The sequence below is a fragment of the Serratia sp. UGAL515B_01 genome, assembly GCF_033095805.1.
Taxonomy (GTDB): domain Bacteria; phylum Pseudomonadota; class Gammaproteobacteria; order Enterobacterales; family Enterobacteriaceae; genus Chania.
Map to the genome: position 1 here is coordinate 3328542 of NZ_CP109901.1, position 24089 is coordinate 3352630.

At 48.8% G+C, this 24089-nt stretch carries 18 protein-coding genes and 1 pseudogene; 9 read left to right on the forward strand and 10 right to left on the reverse strand.

From position 1 onward, the window contains the following. Window positions 1–172 precede the first annotated feature (172 nt). Window positions 173–391, forward strand: coding sequence for a hypothetical protein (locus OK023_RS14965; RefSeq protein WP_317693478.1), 219 nt, complete (start codon window positions 173–175; stop codon window positions 389–391). A 243-nt stretch (window positions 392–634) separates the two neighbouring features. Here OK023_RS14965 and OK023_RS14970 read toward each other — a convergent pair whose 3' ends face one another. The 3 genes from OK023_RS14970 to OK023_RS14980 form a co-directional block, all read right to left on the reverse strand. Continuing rightward, window positions 635–1099, reverse strand: a complete 465-nt coding sequence (locus OK023_RS14970) for a DUF943 family protein (RefSeq protein WP_317697742.1) — start codon at window positions 1097–1099, stop codon at window positions 635–637. Beyond that, a complete protein-coding gene (locus tag OK023_RS14975) occupies window positions 1050–1961 on the reverse strand; it encodes a YPO3983 family protein (RefSeq protein ID WP_317693479.1) in 912 nt (303 codons plus the stop codon). Before OK023_RS14975 ends, OK023_RS14970 begins: the two co-directional genes overlap by 50 nt. A 351-nt stretch (window positions 1962–2312) precedes the next feature. Beyond that, window positions 2313–3770, reverse strand: coding sequence for an EmmdR/YeeO family multidrug/toxin efflux MATE transporter (locus OK023_RS14980; RefSeq protein WP_317693480.1), 1458 nt, complete (start codon window positions 3768–3770; stop codon window positions 2313–2315). Between the two features lie 528 nt (window positions 3771–4298). Here OK023_RS14980 and OK023_RS14985 point away from each other — a divergent pair. Next, window positions 4299–4682, forward strand: a complete 384-nt coding sequence (locus OK023_RS14985) for a YgiW/YdeI family stress tolerance OB fold protein (RefSeq protein ID WP_317693481.1) — start codon at window positions 4299–4301, stop codon at window positions 4680–4682. Window positions 4683–4961: 279 nt separating this feature from the next. Next, on the forward strand, window positions 4962–5597 hold the full coding sequence (gene yfcF / locus OK023_RS14990; protein ID WP_317693482.1) for a glutathione transferase: 636 nt from the start codon (window positions 4962–4964) through the stop codon (window positions 5595–5597). A gap of 94 nt (window positions 5598–5691) precedes the next feature. On the opposite strand, the gene OK023_RS14995 is transcribed toward yfcF, so the two are convergent. Genes OK023_RS14995 through OK023_RS15005 form a run of 3 tightly spaced genes read right to left on the reverse strand, consistent with a single transcriptional unit; the run spans window position 5692 to window position 9727 of the window. Continuing rightward, the gene (locus OK023_RS14995) at window positions 5692–6936 is read right to left on the reverse strand and encodes an amino acid permease (RefSeq protein WP_317693483.1); all 1245 of its coding nucleotides are present in this window, start codon (window positions 6934–6936) and stop codon (window positions 5692–5694) included. A gap of 58 nt (window positions 6937–6994) precedes the next feature. Next, window positions 6995–8449, reverse strand: coding sequence for an NAD-dependent succinate-semialdehyde dehydrogenase (locus tag OK023_RS15000; RefSeq protein WP_317693484.1), 1455 nt, complete (start codon window positions 8447–8449; stop codon window positions 6995–6997). A 12-nt stretch (window positions 8450–8461) separates the two neighbouring features. Then, window positions 8462–9727 (reverse strand): 4-aminobutyrate--2-oxoglutarate transaminase, encoded by a 1266-nt coding sequence (locus tag OK023_RS15005; protein ID WP_317693485.1) that lies wholly within the window; start codon window positions 9725–9727, stop codon window positions 8462–8464. 121 nt (window positions 9728–9848) lie between these two features. Between OK023_RS15005 and OK023_RS15010 the strand changes: the two genes are divergently transcribed. Continuing rightward, a complete protein-coding gene (locus tag OK023_RS15010) occupies window positions 9849–11342 on the forward strand; it encodes a PLP-dependent aminotransferase family protein (protein WP_317693486.1) in 1494 nt (497 codons plus the stop codon). A gap of 205 nt (window positions 11343–11547) precedes the next feature. Here OK023_RS15010 and OK023_RS15015 read toward each other — a convergent pair whose 3' ends face one another. After that, window positions 11548–12891: an APC family permease gene (locus OK023_RS15015; RefSeq protein ID WP_317693487.1), complete on the reverse strand. Its 1344-nt coding sequence runs from the start codon at window positions 12889–12891 to the stop codon at window positions 11548–11550. Between the two features lie 1093 nt (window positions 12892–13984). Here OK023_RS15015 and OK023_RS15020 point away from each other — a divergent pair. Next, window positions 13985–14752, forward strand: a complete 768-nt coding sequence (locus OK023_RS15020; RefSeq protein ID WP_317693488.1) for a cytochrome b — start codon at window positions 13985–13987, stop codon at window positions 14750–14752. 219 nt (window positions 14753–14971) lie between these two features. On the opposite strand, the pseudogene OK023_RS15025 reads toward OK023_RS15020, so the two are convergent. Beyond that, window positions 14972–15667: pseudogene (locus OK023_RS15025) on the reverse strand (IS1 family transposase). Window positions 15668–15888: 221 nt separating this feature from the next. Beyond that, window positions 15889–17598: an amidohydrolase gene (locus OK023_RS15030; protein ID WP_317693489.1), complete on the reverse strand. Its 1710-nt coding sequence runs from the start codon at window positions 17596–17598 to the stop codon at window positions 15889–15891. 272 nt (window positions 17599–17870) lie between these two features. On the opposite strand from OK023_RS15030, the gene OK023_RS15035 reads away from it, so the two are divergent. Then, window positions 17871–19892, forward strand: coding sequence for an NADPH-dependent 2,4-dienoyl-CoA reductase (locus OK023_RS15035; protein WP_317693490.1), 2022 nt, complete (start codon window positions 17871–17873; stop codon window positions 19890–19892). A 39-nt stretch (window positions 19893–19931) separates the two neighbouring features. Here OK023_RS15035 and rlmG read toward each other — a convergent pair whose 3' ends face one another. Beyond that, window positions 19932–21071, reverse strand: coding sequence for a 23S rRNA (guanine(1835)-N(2))-methyltransferase RlmG (rlmG, locus tag OK023_RS15040; RefSeq protein ID WP_317693491.1), 1140 nt, complete (start codon window positions 21069–21071; stop codon window positions 19932–19934). A 263-nt stretch (window positions 21072–21334) separates the two neighbouring features. On the opposite strand from rlmG, the gene OK023_RS15045 reads away from it, so the two are divergent. From OK023_RS15045 to OK023_RS15055, 3 genes are all read left to right on the forward strand, one after another. Continuing rightward, on the forward strand, window positions 21335–21838 hold the full coding sequence (locus OK023_RS15045; protein ID WP_317693492.1) for a M48 family metallopeptidase: 504 nt from the start codon (window positions 21335–21337) through the stop codon (window positions 21836–21838). Between the two features lie 168 nt (window positions 21839–22006). Then, window positions 22007–22747 carry a glutamine amidotransferase gene (locus OK023_RS15050; RefSeq protein ID WP_317693493.1) on the forward strand — a complete coding sequence of 247 codons (741 nt, stop codon included), beginning with the start codon at window positions 22007–22009 and terminating at the stop codon, window positions 22745–22747. Between the two features lie 234 nt (window positions 22748–22981). Next, window positions 22982–23956, forward strand: a complete 975-nt coding sequence (locus OK023_RS15055; RefSeq protein WP_317693494.1) for a TerC family protein — start codon at window positions 22982–22984, stop codon at window positions 23954–23956. Window positions 23957–24089: the final 133 nt, after the last annotated feature.

A 24089-nucleotide genomic window follows, 5' to 3' on the forward strand; every position in this document is an offset into this window, starting at 1 on the left:
ATGCAACTTGAAGCGTAAAGAGTATATATCGACATAGCACCAATGCAAGAAGACGGCTATACCCCTCTGAAATCCTTACGTTAGCAAACGTATGTTCAAGGCCAGCCAAAGAAAAGCCTCAAGGCTGTACGATTAACTTTCGAACAGCAATTTAACACTTGATTATGGATTTTTGAATTCGCTTGCTCTGGAAACACGGCTACATACCTACAGCTTTGCCAACCGCTTACCGCGTGACCAGAAAATTATCGACGCCCTGAATCAGAAACCGCGCATTCTGGAACGTAAAGGCGTACTGGCACGCGTCGGGGAGCGCATCAAGCAGTTTATTGAAACCTTTGTAGATGGCATGGGTGTGTGTAAGCTCGTATACCAAAGGTACTTACAATAATCTCTGATACACCGTGAAAGACACTTTGTCAGAGTCAATAAATTAACCCCCGTGGCGCAAAGACAACTTACGTCTAAGTGCCACTTATCAACATATACATGAAAAAGATAATTAAAAGCCCTCTACTATCGAGGGCTAAACAAAAATAAACATGGAAAAAATATTTAAAAATCCTTATAAAGCAGCCTATCTTTTTTACCCAAAAGTCCTAATATTGTTCAGGGTACGCCTCCCAAAATAGCTCTAATTATTTTCAATCTCGACTATTTCACCATTTTCCTTGAGTAGATAATTTCCATCATAGACTTTAAATGACACCGTGTTATCTCTATTATTGCTTACAGAGAAAACAGCATTTTTATCAATGCAATTCTTGCTAGCATCCATGTCATAAAAGCATAACCTGTCATATTTCTCTTCTTCTTTATATCCGTCCATAAAATCCCAAAAAATTATAGTATAGAAGCCATCCTCGGCAGGTTTAGGTATATTATATTTATCTTTTAACATACCTTTATTCTCTAACCACCAATTTACTTTACCATTATTGGTAAAAGGGAAGTTTCTCACTAAGACATCACTGTAATTATTTCTTTGGTGAACGGAGATAACTTCAACTGGATGTAGTGATAACCATATAAAATAACCCGACATAACGCTAACAATCAGTAACAGCACACAGGTAATTCTTTTGCTTTTTGCGTTCATTGCGCTCATCAATAATTTCCAATGTGGCTTCCATATTAGTCATGAATGGTTTATAGCCAAACTGATTGAATCGCTGGAGTACAAACCAAATGCGGAATATATTATAACTCCTGAATTTTATAATGTTATCATTATCCAGTCCAAAGTGATCTTGGACATTATAATGAACAACAGCACGGTAGCGGTCATTATCAATCTGTAGCGATTTTATAGTGATATGTGTTGCGTATGTATCATGAACAGTTATCCCCAATCCGTTTATAAGATCTTGCGGTCGGTCAAATTTTGGCAGTCTACCACTAAAGACCGCATCTGTTATATGACCTTGTTTTTCTACCGGATAACACCTATTTTCCCAGTCTATATACTTATTTAGAGCTTCTTTTATCAGCAGGTATGTACTGTTGTTTGATGTATCACTAAGGATCTGTTCTTTCAATGCTGCATTTAATAACATATCCCTAAATGGTGCACCGTTACCATTTTGCATATGGTCAATCATCTTTCCCATAACACTTTTATACGGACCATACACAGCAAACGTTTGTGATGCTTTGCGAAATTCATCAAAAAGAATATTGGCGCATTCCTGCCGTGTTATCTTCTGATTACTTTCAAAATTTGTTTCAGCCTTAAAGTCATAACCATAAGCCCTAGGTTTTAGCTGCTTGAACAACGTAAGGGTGTACGGATCAACCTTGCTGGACACACTATTCAGTTTAAAATCTGTTTTTAACTGCATTGCGCTGAGATCAGCGTACCGCATGTCATCGGCAGCGTAATCATCCATGCGCTTTTGCGTTCTGAATACCGTACAGGGAAAACGTAACGCTTGCGGGATGGGTTGAGAGGTTTCTGACACGGCACATGCCTTGCGTTGTCAACGGGTTTTAAGAAGGCAAGTATATGTCGACATATCCCCAATGCAAGAATGTTCAAATTTTTCAAAAATACGCTTTTTTATCAGTACATCTGCGCTACCAATCGGCTCCTTCTTACTTCGGGCGTAAAAGCATTGCACTGGCTATGATGTATGCCTTTAGCCCACAAGTCTGAAGGGCTTCAGGCGTCATTCCCAACCAACTGGCTACTGACAGAAAAGAAACACTCTCTAACGCGTGAACCTCTTAAAAAACCGTCCATTAGGTAATACAGCAAGTTTTAACACATCTATCGAGGTACCGATGTTGCATTCAACAGCAGAGCCTCACCTTTAGCCAGACTGTGACTCGTCTTGCGAAACAGTCCGCGCTTTACCAAGCCGGGGGTACTTCCACAGCCAACGCCCACTGACCATTCGCCAATAGAAAAAGGCTCCACGAACCGCCCAGTCAAAGAACATCCCCATCCAAACGCCAATAACCCCCATACCAAGCACGATCCCCAGGATGTAGCCTGCAATAACGCGGCAACCCCACATACCCAGCATCGAGATCCACATGGTAAAGCGGGCATCGCGAGCCCCCTTTAGCCCAGAGGGTAATACCCAGGAAGCCGCCCAGATTGGCATAAATGCAGCGTTGAGCCAGACCAGGATTTTAACGACCTCTTTAACATCCTCCTCCTGGGTGTAAAGCGAGGCAATAAAGCTGGCAAACGGTGCCGTTCCCCAGGCCACTACCGTTAATCCTATCGTCGCCAGCCAAAATACATGTCGCAGTTGCTGTTCCGCCTGAGTAATCTGCCCTTTCCCCAAGCGCCTACCGACGATAATGGTTGAAGCCGAACCTAGGGCGTTACCGGGCAAGTTGATTAATGCGGCGATAGAGAAAGCAATAAAATTACCGGCGATGACGTTGGTCCCCATCCCTGCTACAAACATTTGCGTCACTAATTTGCCCGAGTTAAATAGCACAGACTCAATACTGGCAGGAATACCAATCCCCAAAACATCGCGCAGGATGTTGCTGTTCAAAGGAGAAAAATAGCTCTTTAGCGTGATGTGCAGTGCCGGGTTAAAACCCACCATCAACACATAAAGAATACCAAACGCACCAATATAGCGGGAAATCGTCAATCCCAATCCCGCCCCAACAAAGCCCAGCCCCGGCCAATCAAACACGCCATAGATCAACACACTGCCGATCAGTATGTTGAGGATATTCATCCCTCCGTTAATCAACAGTGGGATCTTGGTGTTTCCTGCCCCACGTAATGCCCCGCTGCCAATCAATGCGATGGCTGCTGCTGGATAACTCCATACGGTCGTTTGCAGATAAGAAAGTGCCAGCGCTTTCACCTCCGGCGTAGCCTCACCAGCGATCACATTAATGATCTGCTCCCCAGCAAAGTGAATTCCGATTGCCAAGAATAGGGCTACCAGAGTCATGAGTACCAGTGACTGACGAGCTGCCGCACGTGCCCGTTTGCGATCGCGGGTGCCAAGACTATAGGCAACTACGACTGTCGTACCCAGATCCACAGCGGCAAAAAAGGCCATAATGACCATGTTGAAACTGTCTGCCAGCCCTACTCCCGCCATTGACTCTTTACCCAGCCAACTCACCAGGAAAGTGCTTAAGACCCCCATTAGCAATACACAGGTGTTTTCCAGAAAAATAGGTATTGCCAACGGTGTGATCTCGCGCCAAAAAAGCACGCGATAGCTTTTTCGTTTGGTATACCAGCGCGTTTTGGCAACGTTCTGGCGCAACACCGTATGTAGGTTCAAGGCTAGCCTGCACGAAAAAAGTGAAATAATGTTTTAAATGATGATTTATACACGCTTATTCTACAAGGTATTCTTTTTAACCACCGCTATTACTGGTAGTCGGGCATCGGCAGAACACAGGCTTATGCATCTGACATTTTAAGCTGTTAGGCTGTGTCCCTTAACTGCATACGAGTGCCGCTAGCGGTCATTTGTGCACAGGGCAAGGTGTAAGTCATAAAGTTTGGTGGACTAAATAAGCAATGCACGCAAATGGCTCCAGCCCGAAGGGCGCCCCCCAAAAGACCGTTCTCTGTGTTGTACGGCTTGAACAGAGTCTCCCCCTCTCTGGGGCTAGTATCGCGTATCCATACGCTCAATGGTCGGCTATAACCTGCATCCCCCCACCCGTGGCACCATTACGCTCACCTATTTAGATTAAAAAACCCTCTTTTTTATGCTGATTACACACCATTAATTTTACCCCTTAAGATTTAATTAAGATCTCTCCTGTATTTTTACTGAATGATTTCTACAAGGAGATGATTAATGAAAAAAACATTCACTGCTATGGTGTTGGCTAGCCTTTCTTTCTGTGCCGTGGCACAGCAATCCGGTTTTATTTCCTCTGATACTCAGGGAAATACTCAAGGAGGATTTACAGGGCAAAAGCCAGGATTAACCTCTGTAGCCCAAGCAAAAAATCTGCGGGATGACACCTGGGTTATTTTCGAAGGCAAGATTGTTAAACAAGTTGGCCATGAACTTTATGAATTCCGTGATAGCAGCGGTACTATTCATGTTGATATCGATGATAAAGACTGGATGGGGCAAACCGCTTCACCGAATGATAAAGTTCGCATCGAGGGTGAGATAGATAAAGACTGGAACAGAATTGAGATTGATGTGAAAAATCTGAGTGTACTGAAGTAATTATTCTATTTGTTGGGTGTGCGGTTGGGCACCCAATAAATTGCCGCATTCATCGAATGGCTTGGGATCCTATTAGTCAACAATACCTGGATAGGCGGTAACACGCTGATTTAAAATTTGCTGTCAGTAGCTCACACAGATAGCCGAGTAAAGCAGCCAACAAGCTGCGGCTTAAAAGGCGGCGGATATAGTATTTATATTCAGCCATTCCGGCACACGCCTTGATTTTATTGTGCTGCCGGCAGATGATTAAAAACCCTCTGATTCTCAGGAACAGGTATGAATCAATCTGACACTGTCCTCTACACCGATGCCAATTTTTACAGTCCTTATGCCATGTCAGCCTTTGTTACGCTCGTAGAGAAAGGCATTCCTTTTACAATTAAGCCGGTAAACCTTTCACAAGGGGAAAACCAAGGTCAGGATTACGGCTTTTTGTCGTTAACCCGCAGGGTGCCAACGCTGGTCATCGATAATTTCCAGCTTTCAGAATCCTCAGCGATTGATGAGTATCTGGAAGAGATTTATCTCACCCATCCAGTCTATCCGCGTGACGTTAAACAACGCGCCAAAGCACGAGAAATACAAGCCTGGCTACGTAGCGATCTACTGCCACTACGTGCAGAGCGCCCAACAGAAGTCATTTTCAATGCGGGTAAATTTGCACCATTGAGTGCTGCGGCAGAACAGGCGACCAAGACACTGATTGCCGCGGCGGAAAGCTTGCTCAGTCATGGCCGGGAGCACTTATTCGGGACGTGGAGTATCGCCGATACTGATTTGGCACTGATGCTGAATCGGCTGGTTATGCACGGTGACGACGTACCCGAGGCGCTTCGCCACTATGCGCAGAAACAGTGGTTGCGCCCTTCGGTACAGGCATGGCTAAAGTTGCCAGAAAAAATGCACGGTTAGAAAAAAATCGGCGGCCACGACGCCGCCGTTCTCAATATAGAGAAACAACACCACTTATTTAGGCTGTCGCGTGCAATTGGCGACACGGCCTAGTTCACCAACCGGCAGGCAAATACCCAAACAGCGAAGCGATAGCATAGACAGCGCTGCCCATATACAGCAGCACAATGCTCACTTGCAGCACTGGGTGAGTGATCCAGTTGCACTGCCAGAGAGGGTTTTGATCGCCTCGCTCACGGGCTCCCCGCAAGATAAGCATGGGCATGATCGACAGGATAACCCCACTGAATACTCCGGCGAAATACAACGCATTGACGAATGAAACCAACCCGCTATAGGCCAAAACAAATGGCGGTAACACCACCACCAGCAGTACGCCGAAACGTCGGAAGGGGTGTTCATCGTCTCCCAACCTGAAGTTATCGAAAATGTTAGTGAGGAAACTGCCGCCCAGCCCCCAATAAGAGGTCAGCATCGCGCAAAGCGCAAAAATATTGGCAGAGAAAAAGGCCCACTGCCCCAATACCTGTCCCCAAGAAATCGTCGCGACGTCTGAAATATTGTTCAACCCGCTAAGTGCGATCACCGACATGGGTACCACCGCCAGCAACACAAACGTTGTTATCATACCAACGATGATGGCCTTAGGCAGTTGCTCGGGTTTATCGGAAAAACCTCGGGCCATCTCTGGCACAATATATTGAGCAGAGAAACAAAACACGACCACACTGAATACCGGCACCATAAAACGCCAGTCACCCTCCAGCAGATGACTCATTTGCGTCGTCTCTTTCAGCAATGTGGCGACAACCAACACCGTGAGCATGACCACCATACCGATACTGATGAACTTCTCACCACGGCCAATCGCTTTCAAACCGAGATACAGTACCAACGCTGCCGGGATAAAAAACAGCAGGCTACCTAATGCGGGGGAAATACCAAGCAAGGATTGCAACAATTTACCGCTGCCGGTCATGTAGGCGGTAAGTGCCCCTACACTGTTCACACAAACTGAAGCAAACATAAGCCAAGAACCGAAGTTCCCAACATAGCGCCGGGCCAGCCCGCTCAATTGGAAGTGTCCACGGGTACGCAAAGTCGATTCGGCAACATACAACATGGTGACAGTCGTTAAGCAGCCAACCAATATCAGCCAAAATAACAGGGATAAATAGCCCGCTTTACTTGAGGCATAGGCGATAGAGAGAACACCAGCACCGATATTGGTGCCGACAATCATCGCAACCCCCTCAAGGAAACTCAGCGATTTGGCGGGTGCAAGCTCTCGCTCCCCGGCGATAATCGCCTGAGGAATAGGGATATTTTCAGAGGCCATAGTTTATCCTTTGATACCCGGCAGCCCAGACTGCCGGTGGGCATTAAAGACCAGAGGTTTAACAGCTCACGTCGATACACAGATATTTCAACTCCAGATATTCCTCAATCCCATAGCGTGATCCTTCGCGTCCAAGCCCTGACTGCTTGATGCCACCAAAGGGGGCAACTTCGTTAGAAATCAAGCCGGTATTGATGCCTACCATGCCGTATTCCAGCGCTTCAGGAACACGCCACTGGCGCGAAGCATTCTGGGTAAACAGATAAGCTGCCAGGCCAAACTCCGTATCATTAGCCATCGCGATAGCTTCCGTCTCATCATGAAAACGGAACAGCGGTGCAACCGGACCAAAAGTTTCCTCTTTGGCAAAACGCATTTGCTGCGTTACACCAGTGATAACAGTTGGTTGAAAAAAAGTATGGCCCAGCGCATGTGGCTGGCCGCCAGTGGCGATCTGCGCCCCTTTGATCAACGCATCATCAATGTGGCTCTGCACTTTCTCTATCGCATCAGCATCAATCAACGGCCCTTGAGTGATCCCTTCCTCTTTGCCATCACCCACCTTCAGCTGTTCGACTGCGGCCACCAGCTTATCGACAAGGCGGTCGTAGATACCGTCTTGCACATAAACGCGATTGGCACATACACAGGTTTGACCACTGTTACGAAATTTGGACGCCATGATCCCGGCGACGGCAACATCCAGATTCGCATCGTCAAACACCAGCACTGGCGCATTGCCCCCCAGTTCCAAGGAAAGTTTTTTTATCGTTGGTGCACATTGAGCCATCAGGATACGCCCGACTTCGGTCGATCCTGTGAAACTCAGTTTGCTCACCACCGGGCTATCACACAGCACCTTACCAACTTGAGCCGCTTCACCGGTGATCACTTGTAGTACACCCGCCGGGATCCCGGCATCCTCCGCCAGTTTGGCCAGTGCCAGTGCGGTCAGCGGTGTTTGCTCTGCAGGTTTGACGATCATTGTACAACCTGCCGCCAACGCAGGTGCGGCCTTGCGGGTAATCATCGCTGCGGGGAAGTTCCAAGGGGTGATGGCTGCACAAACACCAATCGGCTGTCTGACCACCATCAAACGCTGCGTTGTTTGCGGTGCCTGTAATACGGCACCGTCAATACGTTTAGCCTCCTCGGCAAACCAAGTGATAAACGAGGCCGCATAGGCCACTTCGCCGCGCGCTTCCGTTAAAGGTTTACCTTGTTCGGCAGTCATCAACTGCGCCAGATCTTCCTGTGCAGCGATGACGTTATCAGCCCAGGCCAGTAACAGCACTGAACGCTGTTTAGCGGTCAGCTTCTTCCAACCAGCCTGCGCCTGCTGCGCCGCATTGATGGCTTGTTGTGTTTCTTCAGCACCCACCTGAGGAACCGTTGCCAACTGCGCACCGTTCGCCGGGTTGATCACCGCTTTACGTTTACCGCTCAGCGCATTGCACCATTCACCGTTAATCAGACACTGGTTGCGGAGAAGGTCGGGGTTTTGCAGTTTCATCACTGTCACTCCTTATTGAGTCAGTACGCGGGAAAGGATCGCCAGCGCCTGATTAAACTGAGTATCAGGAATGGTCAGCGGATACAGGAAACGGATCACGTTACCGTTCACACCACAACTGAGCAGCAGTAACCCTTCTTGCTGTGCTTTTTGCTGTACCTGGCGGGTAAACTCTGGTGACGGTTTGCCTGTTTGCGGATCGTTGAATTCCACGGCCACCATTGATCCGCGTGCACGGATCTCAGCGATCGCCGGGCACTGACTGCGTGCCTGCTGTAATACTTCCACCAGATGTTGTCCTAAACGCTGCGAACGCTGACACAACTGCTCTTCTTCGATCACGTCTAATACTGCTAGTGCGGCTGCAATGGCCAATGGGTTACCCGCATAGGTTCCACCAAGCCCACCCGGAGCTGGGGCATCCATCACATCGGCTCTACCAGCGACAGCGGACAACGGCATTCCCCCGGCGAGACTCTTCGCCATGGTGATCAGATCCGGTTTCACTGAGTAGTGCTCCATCGCGAACAGCTTCCCGGTACGGGCAAAGCCGCTCTGCACTTCATCGGCAATCAACAGGATGCCGTGTTGATCGCACAACGAACGCAACGCCTGCATAAACTCAGCCGGAGCAATATTGAATCCCCCTTCGCCCTGTACGGGTTCCAGAACAATCGCAGCAACCTGCTTAGGGTCGATATCGGCTTTAAAGATGCGTTCCAGACTGTTCATGGCATCTTCCGTGCTAATACCATACAGCGCATTCGGATATTGACCGTGGAACACCGAGCCGGGGAACGGACCAAAGCCCAGTTTGTAAGGCGCAACCTTGCCAGTCAGTGCCATGGTCATGTAGGTACGCCCATGGAAGGCCCCCCCAAAGGTAATCAACCCCGGGCGTCCGGTGTATGCCCGGGCAATTTTTACCGCGTTTTCGACCGCTTCAGCACCGGTCGTAAAGAAGGCTGTTTTACAGGCTCCCTCAATCGGTGCACGCTGGTTGAGACGCTCAGCAAGCGCGATATAACTTTCGTAGGGCACAATCTGGTAAGCCGTGTGGGTGAAGGCTAGAAGTTGTTTTTCAATGGCAGCGATCACTTTCGGATGACGGTGACCCGTATTGAGCACAGCAATGCCCGAAGCAAAATCGATAACTTCATTACCTTCCACATCCCATAAGGTGGCATTTTCTGCACGTTCTGCGTAAAAGCCACACATGACGCCAATACCACGCGGGGTGGCAGCCAGACGACGTTGGTTCAATTCTGCATTTTTCATGTTGTCCTCTCCAGACAGTGCTGAACGTGATTTTTGTTTACAATATTGAAACATTAGCGTTTATTTACACGGAATGTGGCCCTATAATCTAGTGCCAGTTTCGATTAATTGAGGGAGCCAATTGCGCTCATTAAGTGGTGACCTGTTACTGCAACGCCTCGGTGAACAGGCTGATAACAAGCTGCATAAACGTTTATATAACGCTATTCGCACCAGTATTCTGGATGGCAGCCTTCCCCCTTCCAGCCGTTTGCTGGCGTCGCGCGATCTTGCTCAGGAGCTTGGCCTGTCACGCAACACAGTTTTAACCGTTTACGAACAATTACTGGCGGAGGGCTATGTTTATTCGCGGCAGGGAAGCGGGACGTTCGTTGCAGAAACGGTGCCAGATAGCTACTTATCGACCGGTCACCAGCCGATTCATGCTGACGGTGAACAAAGGCATATTGAGCTTTCACAACGCGGGGCTGCGCTATTGCATCATGCCAGTGCCAGCCCGAAACAATGGGGACCCTTTATTCCCGGTGTACCGGACGTTAATGCCTTCCCACACCATATTTTCAGCAAGATACAGGCACGTATCAGCCACAGTCCAACGTCACAGCGCTTAACCTATAGCCATCAAGGAGGCAGCCCGGAACTGCAACATGCGTTAGTGGACTACCTGCGGGTATCGCGTTCGGTGCGCTGTTCTCCTGACCAGATCCTAATTACTGAAGGCATCCATCAGGCGATCGATCTGGTGACACGCATGTTATGTAATCCGGGTGATATTGCCTGGATCGAGGAGCCGGGATATTGGGGGATCCGCAATATTTTACGGATGAACGATGTAAATATTTGCCCTTGGGAAGTGGATGAAGCGGGTATGGCACCACCTGAACAGCCTGCTAGGGCGCCTAGGTTAATTTTCGTCACCCCTTCGCATCAATATCCATTAGGGTCGGTAATGAGCCTGGCGCGACGTCAACGACTACTGGCTTTAGCCCGTGCTGCTGGTGGCTGGATCGTGGAAGATGATTACGACAGCGAGTTTCGCTTCTCCGGTCAACCCATCCCCGCTCTACAGGGATTAGAAGCCAATGCCCCCGTGATCTACATCGGTACCTTCAGCAAAACCCTCTACCCTGCATTGCGGCTGGGTTATGTGGTTCTGCCCGAACCCTTGGTTGATGCACTAAAAACAGCCCATGCCGAACTCTATCGCGGCGGTCATCTGATCATGCAGACTGCATTAGCACAGTTTATTCAAGAGGGTTACTATGCGGCCCATATCCGCCGTATGCGCCTGTTGTATGCAAAAAGGCGCATTTTTCTTACCGGGTTGATTGAACAACATCTAGGAAAACAGGCTATTGGCGAATTCAGCAGCAATGCTGGGCTTCACTTGGTGCTCAACTTGCCTGACGATGCCGACGATGTTGCTATTGCTGCCCTCGCAAACCAAAAAGGGGTGTTGGTACGTGCGTTATCACGTTATTACATGCGGCCTAACGCCCGGCGTGGGCTACTGATGGGGTTTGCCTGCGTTCCCGAGGAACAGATGGGAGCAGCATTCAACATCTTGCTCAGTTGCATACATGCGCCGAAAAGCCAGGACTTGAATGCGTCATGACCGAGTAAAGACAGATGCGTAGCACCCACCTGATTTGGCACAGGCGCAGGTTGCCAGTGCTCCTGGCTCGGCGCTGCCACTGCCGTTAAATAGGACAACGGCAGTTTAGCGACCGAAACGTTAGCATGATTATCAGGAAGTACCGAGCCAGTTGCCCACGCTATCCTTCTGCCTATCTGGCTGTGTCATCAGCCATCATAAAATATTAATCCAACAGGTGTGCAATATCATCGTGGGTGACTGCTGGAGGATCTCGGCGCAACCCTCTGGTCAGCCATACAAGGTAAATAAAACCTACAAATAACCAGATAAAGCCCACTTTCAATGCCTCTGGATCCAGATTGACCCATAACCATATCGACATAACAAAGCCAATAAGCGGCAGCAAACCATATTTTAACATCGCGTTGAGACCACGGTGTTTCTGGTTAATCAGGAAATGCTTGATCACGCTTAGATTGACGAAAGTAAACGCCCCCAAAGCACCAAAACTGATCATCGACACCACCATGCTGAGATCCATCCACAGTGCCAACAGGGAAACAATGGCCACAAATACAATGGCACGCCAAGGCGTATGGTAACGAGTGTGGAGATGGAAAAACACTTTGCGTGGCAATACCCCTTCACGCCCCATGGCATAGAAGATGCGCGAAACGCCGGTTTGTGCCGTCATACAGGAGGCATAAACCCCGGTCAGGTACGTAGCCATAAAGAAGCTGTACATCCACTTGCCGCCCACATGTTCCGAAATAATCAGGCTAGAAGTATCCTGGTAAGGGATCAAAGATTGCCAGTCCGGATATACCAGGTGTGCAGCATAAGAGACCGCGATAAAAATGGCTCCAGCGCTGATAACGGTAATCAGGATTGCACGCGGTAGTGTGCGTTTGGCGTCGTTCGCCTCCTCTGCCATAGTCGCGATGGCATCAAACCCCAAAAATGCCAGGCACAGTACGGCTGCCCCCGCGATCAGACCAGAGAAGTCGTCAGCACCCACTAATAACGGTTTCATCAATGACTCTGGGCTGAGATCGGCCTCGCTGAATGACAACACAATAAACAACACGATAAAAACCATCTGCAAAGTAATCAGCGTGAAGTTAACTGAACTCAGTAAACGCACGCCAAGAATATTCAGCGCACTCACGCTGCCGATGGCGGTAAGAATAAACACATAAGCAGGAATTGACGGGAATGCCTCATGCAAGAAGATGCCTAAAACCAGATAGTTAAGCATAGGAAGAAACAGATAATCGAGGATCTGTGCCCAACCGACCAGGAACCCTATTTTACCCCCAAAGCTGCGCTGTACGTAAGAATAGGCCGAACCTGCCAACGGCATCGCGTTAGTCATGCGACAATAGCTTAGCGCAGTAAACAAAATGGTAATGATGGTCACAAGATAAGCGACGGGCAAATGGCCTTGGCTTAAAACGGTGACCTGACCATAGGTGGTAAATACACCTAGTGGCACCATGTAGGCGAGACCAAACGCAACCAGGGCGGGGGTTTTAAGAACTCGTTGCAACTGAATATTTTGCGGCATTGCCGTATCATCTCCTAGCGCAGCTCAGCTCCATTTAGGGCCAATCCCAATAGGCTATTTTTTTGCTGCGGAAAAAAACAAGGCATGAATTCTGGCACAAGAAAGGCTGCCGGGATATACCCAAGTCACTTCAAGTGTTTACAGGTAGGCAACAGCCGCATGGATCTTTACGCGCTCACACCCGTCAGTAGGCTTGAGAGGCTCTGTAGCTTGAAGTTACTTGAGTATAGCAAGACAAGTGAACGCGTGTTTTTTGAATAAAAAACATTCATCTCTAGGCTGTGTCCCTTAACTGCCCTTGGTGCCGCCGCAGACCCAAAAACCCATTATCAAGGCGGAGGAGGAGGGGCAAAGTGGCCCTCTATTCAAGCCCGACAACACAGAGAATGGGCTTTTGGGGCCTGACCCTACGGGCTAGCGCCATTGGCGTGCATTGCTGCGTTGTTCGCCGCTTATTGGGGATACACAACCTCGCGGCTCACGCCTTGCTCTGCACACAAATTACCGCCAGCGGCGCTCGCGTACAGTTAAGGGACACAGCCTAGGTGAACCTGAACATATGCCATCCTATAAAGCGCTATTTACAGCATTCATAACTAACGGGGTTGGCGTTGCTTTTTAGCAAAATGTAGGCGGCAAGTCTGAGGAGCATAGCTCAGTATGTGACTGGTGCGAGCTGACGAAGCCAACACCCATGCAACTCGGATTATTTTGGGTATAGATCCAATCTGGAATCCATGACAATTAATTACAAATAATTACAACAAGCAACATTTATTGTAAAAAATGGCAATATAATAAAAACACTTTAATGTACATATTTGCAACATGAACATGAAGTTAAATTAAACGCATTTAATACATTATATCTCAGTCGTTGAGACTCATTAAGCATCTAATTAAAAAGTGCAGTCTAAAGTAATAAAAAAGCATCCGCTTTAAGTCGAAATATTTAATAATGCACCCTGTTAGTAAAACGTATCGACATGACCAATACCGTTGAAAAACATTATGGCGATTATTATATCAATCCAACATGACTAATAATACGCCATGTAACTGATTATTTTAAAATGGGTTAATCGCAATCATCATGACACATGATAAAAAGTGTAATGAACAAAAAGAAGCAACAGATGGAATATCTAACATTAAAGCATACCATCGCTCTATTCGTATTCTTCATTGGGTCATGGCCATACTATTCACTCTAATGTGGCTAAGCGGTATTTTCGTCACGAATATTGAAGGTGTACCTTACTTTATAGACCTGAATATACAAGACACTATCCGTGATTTGCATAAGTCAATCGGCATAACATTGTTTATTCTCTTAGTCGTACGTATTGGATTAAGACTCATCACAGTCAGTCCCCCCTTGCCCACGTCTATTCCCGTCACTGAACGTGTCATTGCACACATCGGTCACTCAGCCCTGTATATTACTATAATTCTTACCTGCTTAGCAGGGCTCGCTATATCAGACCTGCTTGGCTATGGTAATGCCTATTTCGGTATAGAACTGCCTCAAATTTTTCCCGCAAGAGAACAACTCGCTGGCTGGGCGGCTGACCCTTGGTCTTATGTACTCCATGCGGTTTTTGCATACGGTCTATTGGCACTGGTGATAATTCATGTCGCTGCTGTATGGTTACATATCCGCTCTCACAAAGTTGAGCTCTTGCCGCGAGTTTTATCGGTATCCCCAAAACGTTCCAAAAAAGCCCTATCCTGGATCAGCATCCTCGCAGGCTCCTTCTTTATCATCATCGCGGTGTTCGCAATTCGTGCATGGATCACACAAAATTCGCAGGAACAAGCCAGGGATTATCAGACAACAACACCATTCTCAAAGAAATAGTGGGTTGCAGCTCTATCCAAAAGCCACCTGACACTCATCATGTTTCAAATTACATGTTGGTTGGCTCCGTTATTCGGCCCATCCGTGGGCCGAATAACACGACAAGCCATTTATTCATCGTTGTACCTTTCTCTTGAAATAACGTTGTAAATAACAGAGGGAAGTACCGCATTCCAACGTACAAGTTACCGCTATCAGTTCTGGGTCGTGACGCACGATTTATTGATAGTGATGAATAGTCAGATACCAACCGATGATCTTATCGTGTATTTCCTCTGATTTCGAAAAGCAAATGATTCCGCGGGTCAGCCGTTTGATATATGTACGAAGATTAAGATTATGTCATTCTACCCTTTGGGTATATTTCTTGCTCACCACGTGGCTTGTTGCACTTAACAGGACCTTATAAACCGGCCAGGTATCTGTCATATAAAAGGCAATGTTAAATTTGGTTAGCAGGGCCGGAAATCGTTGCAGGGACGAGGTATTTCTTGGGCCGAAGACGTCGGCCAGAGCCCGTTTGCGGATACGGTCATCAGCGTAGAACAACCACCGGGGATTGGCTTTACACCGCACGTAAGACCACTGTTGATCGGCTTCACCGCAGATAACAACTTCAGCTTTGGGGTCGATATTATCAGCTACCTGTTTTGGAGAAATTTTTTAAGTGCTGCAGAACCGTATTGAGGCTGATGCCGAGAACCCGTGTGGTATGGCAATATCCGGAACCGTTCATCGCCATATTAACAAGGGTTTGGGTGTGTCTGGTTTGGCACCAGAGTAGCTAAAGTTGAGCTGAAAGGTCTTTAAGCAGCGCTTGCAGATGTAACGTTGGGCACCAGATGCTGAATGTCCTTTACATCTTACACCCTGGGTTTCATTGCACTGAGGGCAGACGCCATCAACTTTTGCCATGAATTTTATCCAAAGTGCGGGGCATACGTGATCAGCAAGTCTGCGTCACGACCACAATCAGTAATGTCTGTAATCCATCAATAACAGGTTATATACTCGTCATACTTCAAGTTGCATGTGCGTTGGTTTTCCTCACTCACCCCAGTCACTTACTTGAGTAAGATCCTGGGGATTCGTTGCGTTGCCGCCTACTTATAGCTTTAAAAAACTTGGGCTACACGTTATGCCTGATAAACTATCTGACCACCGACCAATGTCCGTTCAATGCGGGTTTGGTAGATCTTTTCCGCTGGCTGCTCGAACAGATTGTGGTACAGCACAATCACATCGGCAAATTTACCTACTTCCAGCGAACCAATGTATTGCTCTTTAGCAATCATGTAAGCCGCGTCAATAGTGGCGGCGCGTAATGTTTCAATCAGCGTTAAATTACGATCATTATCCAAACGTGGCCCGCTTGGATTACCTTCGCTGTCCCAAGCACAGCGTGTCATTCCCACCTGTAGGTTATACCACTCATCCAAGCGGTCAATCGGCCAGTCGCTACCATAGGCTAAGCGCGCTCCGGCATCCAGGAAACGTGCCGCAGGTTCCAGATGAGGAAAACGTTCTTCACCCAACATTTCACGCTCTTCATCAATCAGCACGCCTGGTAAACCGGCCCACTGGAAAGAAAGCACCGCTGTAGCTCCCAAAGAAGCAAAACGCGCATACTGATGAGCAGCAACCAGTTCATTGTGCGCCAGACCTGGGCGAATATCCTTGCCTGGACAAGCAGCACGCATCAATTCCACCGCATCCAACACCTGCTCAATCGCCCCATCCCCTACCGTATGGGTATGTGGATGCAGACCGGCGCGACCACATTCGACGATCAGCGCATTCAGCACCGGGGTGGTGAAATAGAGATCGCCATAGCGCTCACTTTTGCCTTCACTGTGGTGTTCGCGGTACGGCTCCAGCAACGCTGCCGTCATGGTCGGTGGCTGCAAAACACCATCCACAAACAGTTTGAGGTGATGAACCGCGATACCCGCTTTAGGAGTCCACGTTTTATCACTCCATTGCTCAGCAAAAGCCACGACTTCCTGCACAGCGCGCGCAGCATCTTCAGGCCCTTGCACACTGTCTGGCGTCACTTCTTTGGCCCCCAGAATGCGCAGCGTCAGTTCGCCACGATCGCGTAGCGTTGCAAAAGCCTCAAGCTGCTCCGCAAACACGCGGGTATCCATGACGGTCGTCACCCCTTGCGAGTGCAACACCTGCTGCACATGAGCCGCAACCTGTACATTTTGTTCTGCCGTGCCAGAAGGGATACTGTCGAAGGCACGCATTGCCGGTGCATCTTCCAGAATGCCGGTCAGCTTGCCGTTTGCATCACGGGCGATCTTGCCATCGGGTGGTACCGGCGTGTTTTCATCAATACCCAACATTTCCAATGCGCGGCTATTGGCCGCCAATGTGTGGCAATCATTAGAGAACAGCGCCACAGGGCGGCGAGTATTAAGAGTGTCCAACAGCTCACGGCTCATATCCGCACCAACCGGGATCATCGCCTGGCGCTGCCAAGCGCGAACCGTCAGCCACTCGTTATCATCATGGGTCGGGTATTTATCCAAATGAGCCTGAATATGCTGCAATGTCTGCTCCGCCGTCAGCGCGGCATAATGCAAACTGCAACCCTTGAGCTGTTTGCCACCCCAAAACGGGTGCATGTGGCTGTCGATCAGGCCCGGCATCATCACCTTACCTTGTAGATCGACACGTTCAGTTTCCGCGGTTGACAACGCAAGCACCTGCTCATCGTTCCCCACAGCAAGAATGTATCCCTGTCCTATCGCCAAAGCGCTGCAAATGCTGTTTGCCGCATCTGCCGTGTAGATAGTGCCGTTGTAATAAATTACATCGGCAGTTTTAGCCACTGGTGTCATATCAAAGGTCTCAAAATCACACAAAATGAATTTAAGTATAGATCTGACACGGGTTAAAACTGAAATCCTTCGTCTGGCAACACATTGCAAACATCGGCAAAGTTCCATGAGGTCTATCACATTAAGCACATCCTCAGTTCCCAAGGATGCCGACAACGGCTAGATTTACCTCATCCGACCACTTGATGGCCGTCTATAAGTAACCGTTTTTTATACCCTTGGATTTCAAGTCACGTTTAGAAAGACCATGGATATCCCTTTTGGAGACTGGAATGAGCTTATACCCCCACCTGTTAGCACCGCTGGACCTTGGCTTCACCACGCTGAAAAATCGAGTGTTGATGGGATCAATGCATACTGGTCTGGAAGAACTCCCCAATGGCCCTGAACGCTTGGCGGCATTCTATGCGGAACGCGCCGCAGCCGGCGTCTCTCTGATCGTAACAGGTGGCATCGCACCCAATGAGAAGGGCGTGGTTTATCGTGGTGCCGCGACGTTAACTCAGCCTAAGCAGTTAGCACACCATCGGATCATCACCGATGCAGTCCACCAGTCAGGGGGAAAGATTGCCCTACAAATTCTGCACGCTGGGCGTTATAGCTATCAGCCGCATCCTGTTGCCCCTTCTGCACTACAGGCCCCGATAAATCCCTTTCCCCCAACGGCCCTAACTTCAGAAGAGGTTGAGCAGACGATTGCCGACTTCGCCCACTGCGCTGCACTTGCACAACAGGCCGGTTACGATGGTGTAGAAATCATGGGCTCTGAAGGTTACCTGATTAATCAGTTCATTGTGGCAAGAACCAACCAGCGCAACGACCAATGGGGTGGCAGCTTCAGCAACCGTATGCGTTTCGCCCTCGAGATTGTCCGCGCCGTTCGTCAGGCAACGGGACCTGAGTTTATTCTTATTTACCGCCTTTCAATGCTCGATCTGGTGGAGGAAGGTTCAAGTTGGCAGGAGATCGAACAACTCGCCGTTGCGATTGAACAGGCTGGGGCAACGCTGATTAATACCGGCATAGGGTGGCATGAGGCTCGTATCCCTACCATCGCAACCATGGTGCCTCGGGCCGGGTTTAGCTGGGTCACACGTAAGCTGATGGGGAAAGTAAGCATTCCGCTGATCACCACCAACCGCATCAACGACCCGTCGGTGGCTGAACAGGTGCTAGCAGAGGGCTGCGCTGATATGGTTTCCATGGCTCGTCCTTTCCTGGCTGACGCCGCATTTGTACAAAAAGCCGCTGAAGGACGTGCAGATGAAATCAACACTTGCATCGCCTGTAATCAGGCCTGTCTGGACCAGATTTTTGAAGGAAAACTCACGTCTTGCCTGGTGAACCCACGCGCCTGCCGCGAAACTGAAATGCCGCAAGTGGCCGCATCAAAAGCAAAACGCCTCGCCGTTGTAGGCGCAGGCCCTGCCGGCATGGCTTTCGCCACTACCGCCGCCAGCCGCGGGCATCAGGTCACCCTATTTGACGCCGCCGAACAGATCGGTGGCCAGTTCAACATCGCGAAACAAATCCCCGGTAAGGAGGAGTTCCACCAAACTCTGCGCTATTTCCGTCGTCAGTTGGAACTGAATAATGTGGAATTGAGGTTGGGAAAACACGTTCAGGCGCACGAGCTGGCTGATTTTGATGAAGTGATCATCGCATGCGGTATCGTGCCACGCATGCCAGACATTCCAGGTATCAAGCACCCCAAGGTAATGAGTTACCTCGACGTTTTACGCGATAAAAAGCCGGTCGGGCAGCGTGTGGTGATTATCGGTGCTGGTGGGATAGGTTTCGATACTGCTGAATATCTCAGCCAGCACGGTACTTCCAGCAGTCTGGATCTGCAAGCATTCAACCGCGAATGGGGCATAGACCCACAGCTTGAACAGCGTGGCGGGCTGAATAGTCAAGGGCCGCGAGTACCGATAATGTCACGTCAGATATTCCTGTTACAACGCAAGACGAGCAAAGTGGGAGAAGGATTAGGTAAGACGACAGGTTGGGTCCATCGTACCAGCTTGTTAGCTCGTGGCGTCAAAATGCTCAATGGGGTGAGCTATCAACGTATTGATGACGACGGCTTACACATTCTCCGCGATGGGCAGGAGAGCTGTTTGCCGGTAGATAACGTGGTGATCTGCGCCGGGCAGGATCCACGCCGTGAACTGCAGCAACCACTGTTGGATATGGGGAAAATGGTTCATTTGATTGGTGGTGCTGACGCGGCTGCAGAGCTGGATGCTCGCCGTGCTATCGATCAGGGAACACGGCTGGCGATGGCACTGTAAATCACTGGGCGCAGCAAATATGAACTGCGCCCAATGTCATTAACGCCTTGCGCCTAATTTGACGGCTTTGAGGATCACAAACTTCTGGTTTGATGCCACCGTCGTACAATTACCGAACAGACGCTTCAGCTTCTGGTAGTAATCGAGATGGCGGTTACCCACAATACGCAGTTCACCACCAACATGCAGGCAACGTTTAGCATCACAGAACATCTGCCAGGCCGTGTGATCGGTGATTGCATGCTGCTGATGGAACGGTGGATTGCACAGCACAGCTTGTAGGCTTTCACGCTCTATGCCAGCCAGCGAATTGTTCACTTCGAACTGGCAGCGATCCCATTCCTGCGGCAGATTGTGCGATACGTTCAGTTCACTGGAAGCCACTGCCATATAGGATTCATCAACGAAAGTCATCTGCGCCTGCGGGTTCTGAACCAGCGCCTTCATGCCGATGATACCATTACCACAACCGAGATCGACGATATGACCGTTCAAATCATGCGGCAGATGTTCCAGGAATAAACGAGCACCAATATCCAGGCTACCGCGTGAAAAGACATTGGCGTGGTTGTGGATCAGCCAATCCGTACCATCAAGCTGCCAGTCAGTGGTTTCCGAGGCTGCCGGTGGCACAATGTCGGCGACCTCACAATAAATCAGGCGAGCCTTTTTCCAGGCCAGGCTGGTGTGAGTAGGGCCCAAGACCCGCTCAAAGACCTGCATGGTCGAAGTATGTATGTCACGCGCTTTGGCACCGGCTACGATCAGCGTGTCTGGAACCACCACCTTACGCAACGCCTGTAGTTGCTGTTCCAACAACGCCAACGCTTTTGGAATACGCATCAAGACAACGGCAGGATGGGCTGGCAGTTCCGCCAGACTGTCTATCAACGTCACCTGTTGTACATCCAGTTCATTGAGCTCAAGATTATGGCGAGTTGCCAGTTGACTCATATAGGAATCACTGATGCTATAAGGCTTATGCGCATGCAGGGCACAGGCCAAGGCACCAAAATTGTCGTTAAAGATCAGCACTGGCCGCTCACCAATGGTAACATTTTCAAGCTGTTGCAACAGGTATTCGTCTGCCGCTTCCCACGCCTGTAATTGGGTGGACTGTTCTTGTTGGGGATAACGCTCCAGCTCAAGTTGCTGTGTTCCCAGATCGAGTTGGCTCATTGCCCCTCCTGACTGATAAATTTGGGCTGTTTATCCCCTAAAAATGCCTATCAGTAAAATGTTTTTTGGGATTAATTGCCCTTTGTGGGATTTGTATGAAAAAACGTCTTACAATGAACGCGGCGTTTTACCACTGAATCCTGCAGATGATCTGAATAATCTGAGTTACAGGAATTCAGAGACCTTGCTTGCAACGGCCCCAGAGGGTAAAGCCACAGGGGCACGGCCAATATACCTGCAACCCGAAGTATAACGAGTACAATATGTCCGAATTGACTTACCTGCAAGGTTACCCAGACCACCTGCAAATACAGGTTCAACAGCTCATCAAGCAGCAGCGTTTAGGGGAGGTTTTGTTAACACGTTACCCACAAGTACACGGCTGTACCACCGACAAGTCGCTGTATCAGTTCACACTTGATCTGAAAAATCAGTATCTACGAAATGCCCAACCGCTGAGCAAAGTTGCCTACGATAGTAAGATCCATGTGATGAAGCACGCTCTCGGGATGCATACTGCTATTTCACGAGTGCAGGGTGGCAAACTGAAAGCCAAAGCCGAAATCCGTGTAGCGACGGTGTTCAAAAATGCCCCTGAGCCCTTTCTGCGCATGATTGTAGTACATGAATTAGCGCATCTGAAAGAGAAAGACCACAGCAAAGCGTTTTATAGCCTTTGTTGCCATATGGAACCCAGCTACCATCAATTGGAATTTGATACGCGCATGTATTTGACTCATCTCTCGCTGTTTGGTGAACTCTATTAGTATCTAACAGATTGATTTTAAATTTTTTTGCAGCGTAATAATCTGGTTTTATAAAAAATAGCCTTGTGGAAAGCAGCAGGTCGAGCATGCTGGGCTGGAAAGACTCCTGATCGTCCCCTATTTGTTGGCAGAGATCCAACATCGTTTTTCCACTGATGGAGTAATGCAATGAAACCGCTGTTGTTGATGCAAACCGGCGACGCACCGCAACTTGTTCAGCATGAACTGGGCAATTTTGACCAGATGTTTATGGAACAGGGAAATATCGCGGCTGATCGTGTGAAAATCGTACATCTTCCTACGGGTGGGTCCCTATTAGCACCAGAAAACTACTGTGGCGTGGTGATCACCGGTTCCCCTGCTATGGTGACAGAGCAGTTACCCTGGAGCGAACAGGCTGCGGAATGGCTTCGTCAGGCAATGCGCATCAAATTACCCATCTTTGGCGTGTGTTATGGCCACCAGCTTTTAGCCCATGCTCTGGGTGGTACAGTGGGTTATCGCCCACAAGGTATGGAAGTTGGCACTCTAGAGATAGAACTATTGCCGCCCGCAGGCAACGATAAGCGGTTAGCAATACTGCCGCCACGTTTCAAGGCCAATCTGATCCACTCACAAAGCGTGCTGACACCGCCGCTGGGTGCGGAAGTACTGGCTCGATCGCAGCAAGATGCCTACCAAATATTACGCTATGGGGATCATGCACTGACGACCCAGTTCCATCCCGAATTCAACGGCAAATCTATGCAGCGCTATTTCACTTGGCTCAGTGAGAAGGACCCAGTCAATCAGGCCGCGTATCAGCAACAACAGGTTAGCGATACTCCATTCAGCCAGATGTTGTTACAAGGCTTCGTCGTCAGTCTTGGTGCACAAAGGAGTCCGTTGGATAAAGATTTTAAAAATTGACCTTAGTCAAATTGTGCACTATTTTTTGCTTTGCAAAGGGGAGTAACTTCATTGTCGGTTTATCGTCATCACGATGCGCAAGTATCCGGTTACCGAACAACCTGATATCAAAGGTGTGACCACCTTCATCAAGGTTGTAAGTGAGACCTTACCGGAATGCGAGGTTTGCTTGTACTCACTCAGCGACTGGCGCCTTCTGACGCGAGCCGTTTTGTTTTATGAGGATACCCCTAAATGATCACTACCGTTGGCACCCCTTGGCTATGGAGCAGTTTTGCCACAATCATCATTGTGATGCTAGCCATCGACCTGCTGTTACAAGGCCGCAAAGGCCAACAAACCATGACGCTCAAACAGGCTGCCTGTTGGTCACTGGTTTGGGTGAGTTTGGCATTACTGTTCAACGCGAGTTTCTGGTTCTACCTTAATGAAACCGCAGGGCGAGCGGTAGCGGATACCCAAGCACTGGCCTTCCTGACAGGTTATCTGATCGAGAAAGCCTTGGCGGTTGATAACGTTTTTGTCTGGTTAATGCTGTTCAGCTATTTCGCCATACCCACCCATTTACAGCGTCGCGTGCTCATTTACGGTGTGCTAGGCGCTATCGTCCTACGTACCATCATGATCTTCGCAGGTAGCTGGTTGATCTCTCAGTTTGCTTGGTTACTGTATCTGTTCGGCGCGTTTCTACTGTTAACCGGAATCAAGATGGCTCTAGCAAAAGAGGACGGCGTTGCTATCGGTGATAAACCCTTGGTCAAATGGTTGCGCAGCCATATGCGTATAACCGATACCCTGGAAGGTGAACATTTCATCGTTCGCCGTAATGGGGTACTGTTTGCAACACCGCTTTTATTGGTGCTAATCCTGGTAGAGCTGAGTGACGTTATTTTCGCCGTTGATAGTATCCCTGCTATTTTTGCCGTCACCACCGACCCGTTTATCGTACTGACTTCCAACTTGTTCGCCATTATGGGCCTACGTGCTATGTACTTCCTGCTGGCTAACGTGGCGGAACGCTTCTCGATGCTAAAATATGGTCTGTCAGTGATCTTGGTATTTATTGGTATCAAGATGCTGATTGTTGATTTCTACCATATCCCAATCGCCATTTCTCTGAGTGTGGTTGCCGGAATACTGATACTGACATTGCTGATTAATGCATGGGTTAATCACCGTAAAGACGCTGGCTCTAGGCCTGTACAATAATCGGTTACTCGGGGCGGCTTGCCGCCTCATGATTATTGGGTCATGCTTCTGAAAAGCAAAATGTTATTTCAATCACACAAATGTGACCAGAATGTTATCAGCAATTGATCCGTGCTCGTAATTTTATCTTCCC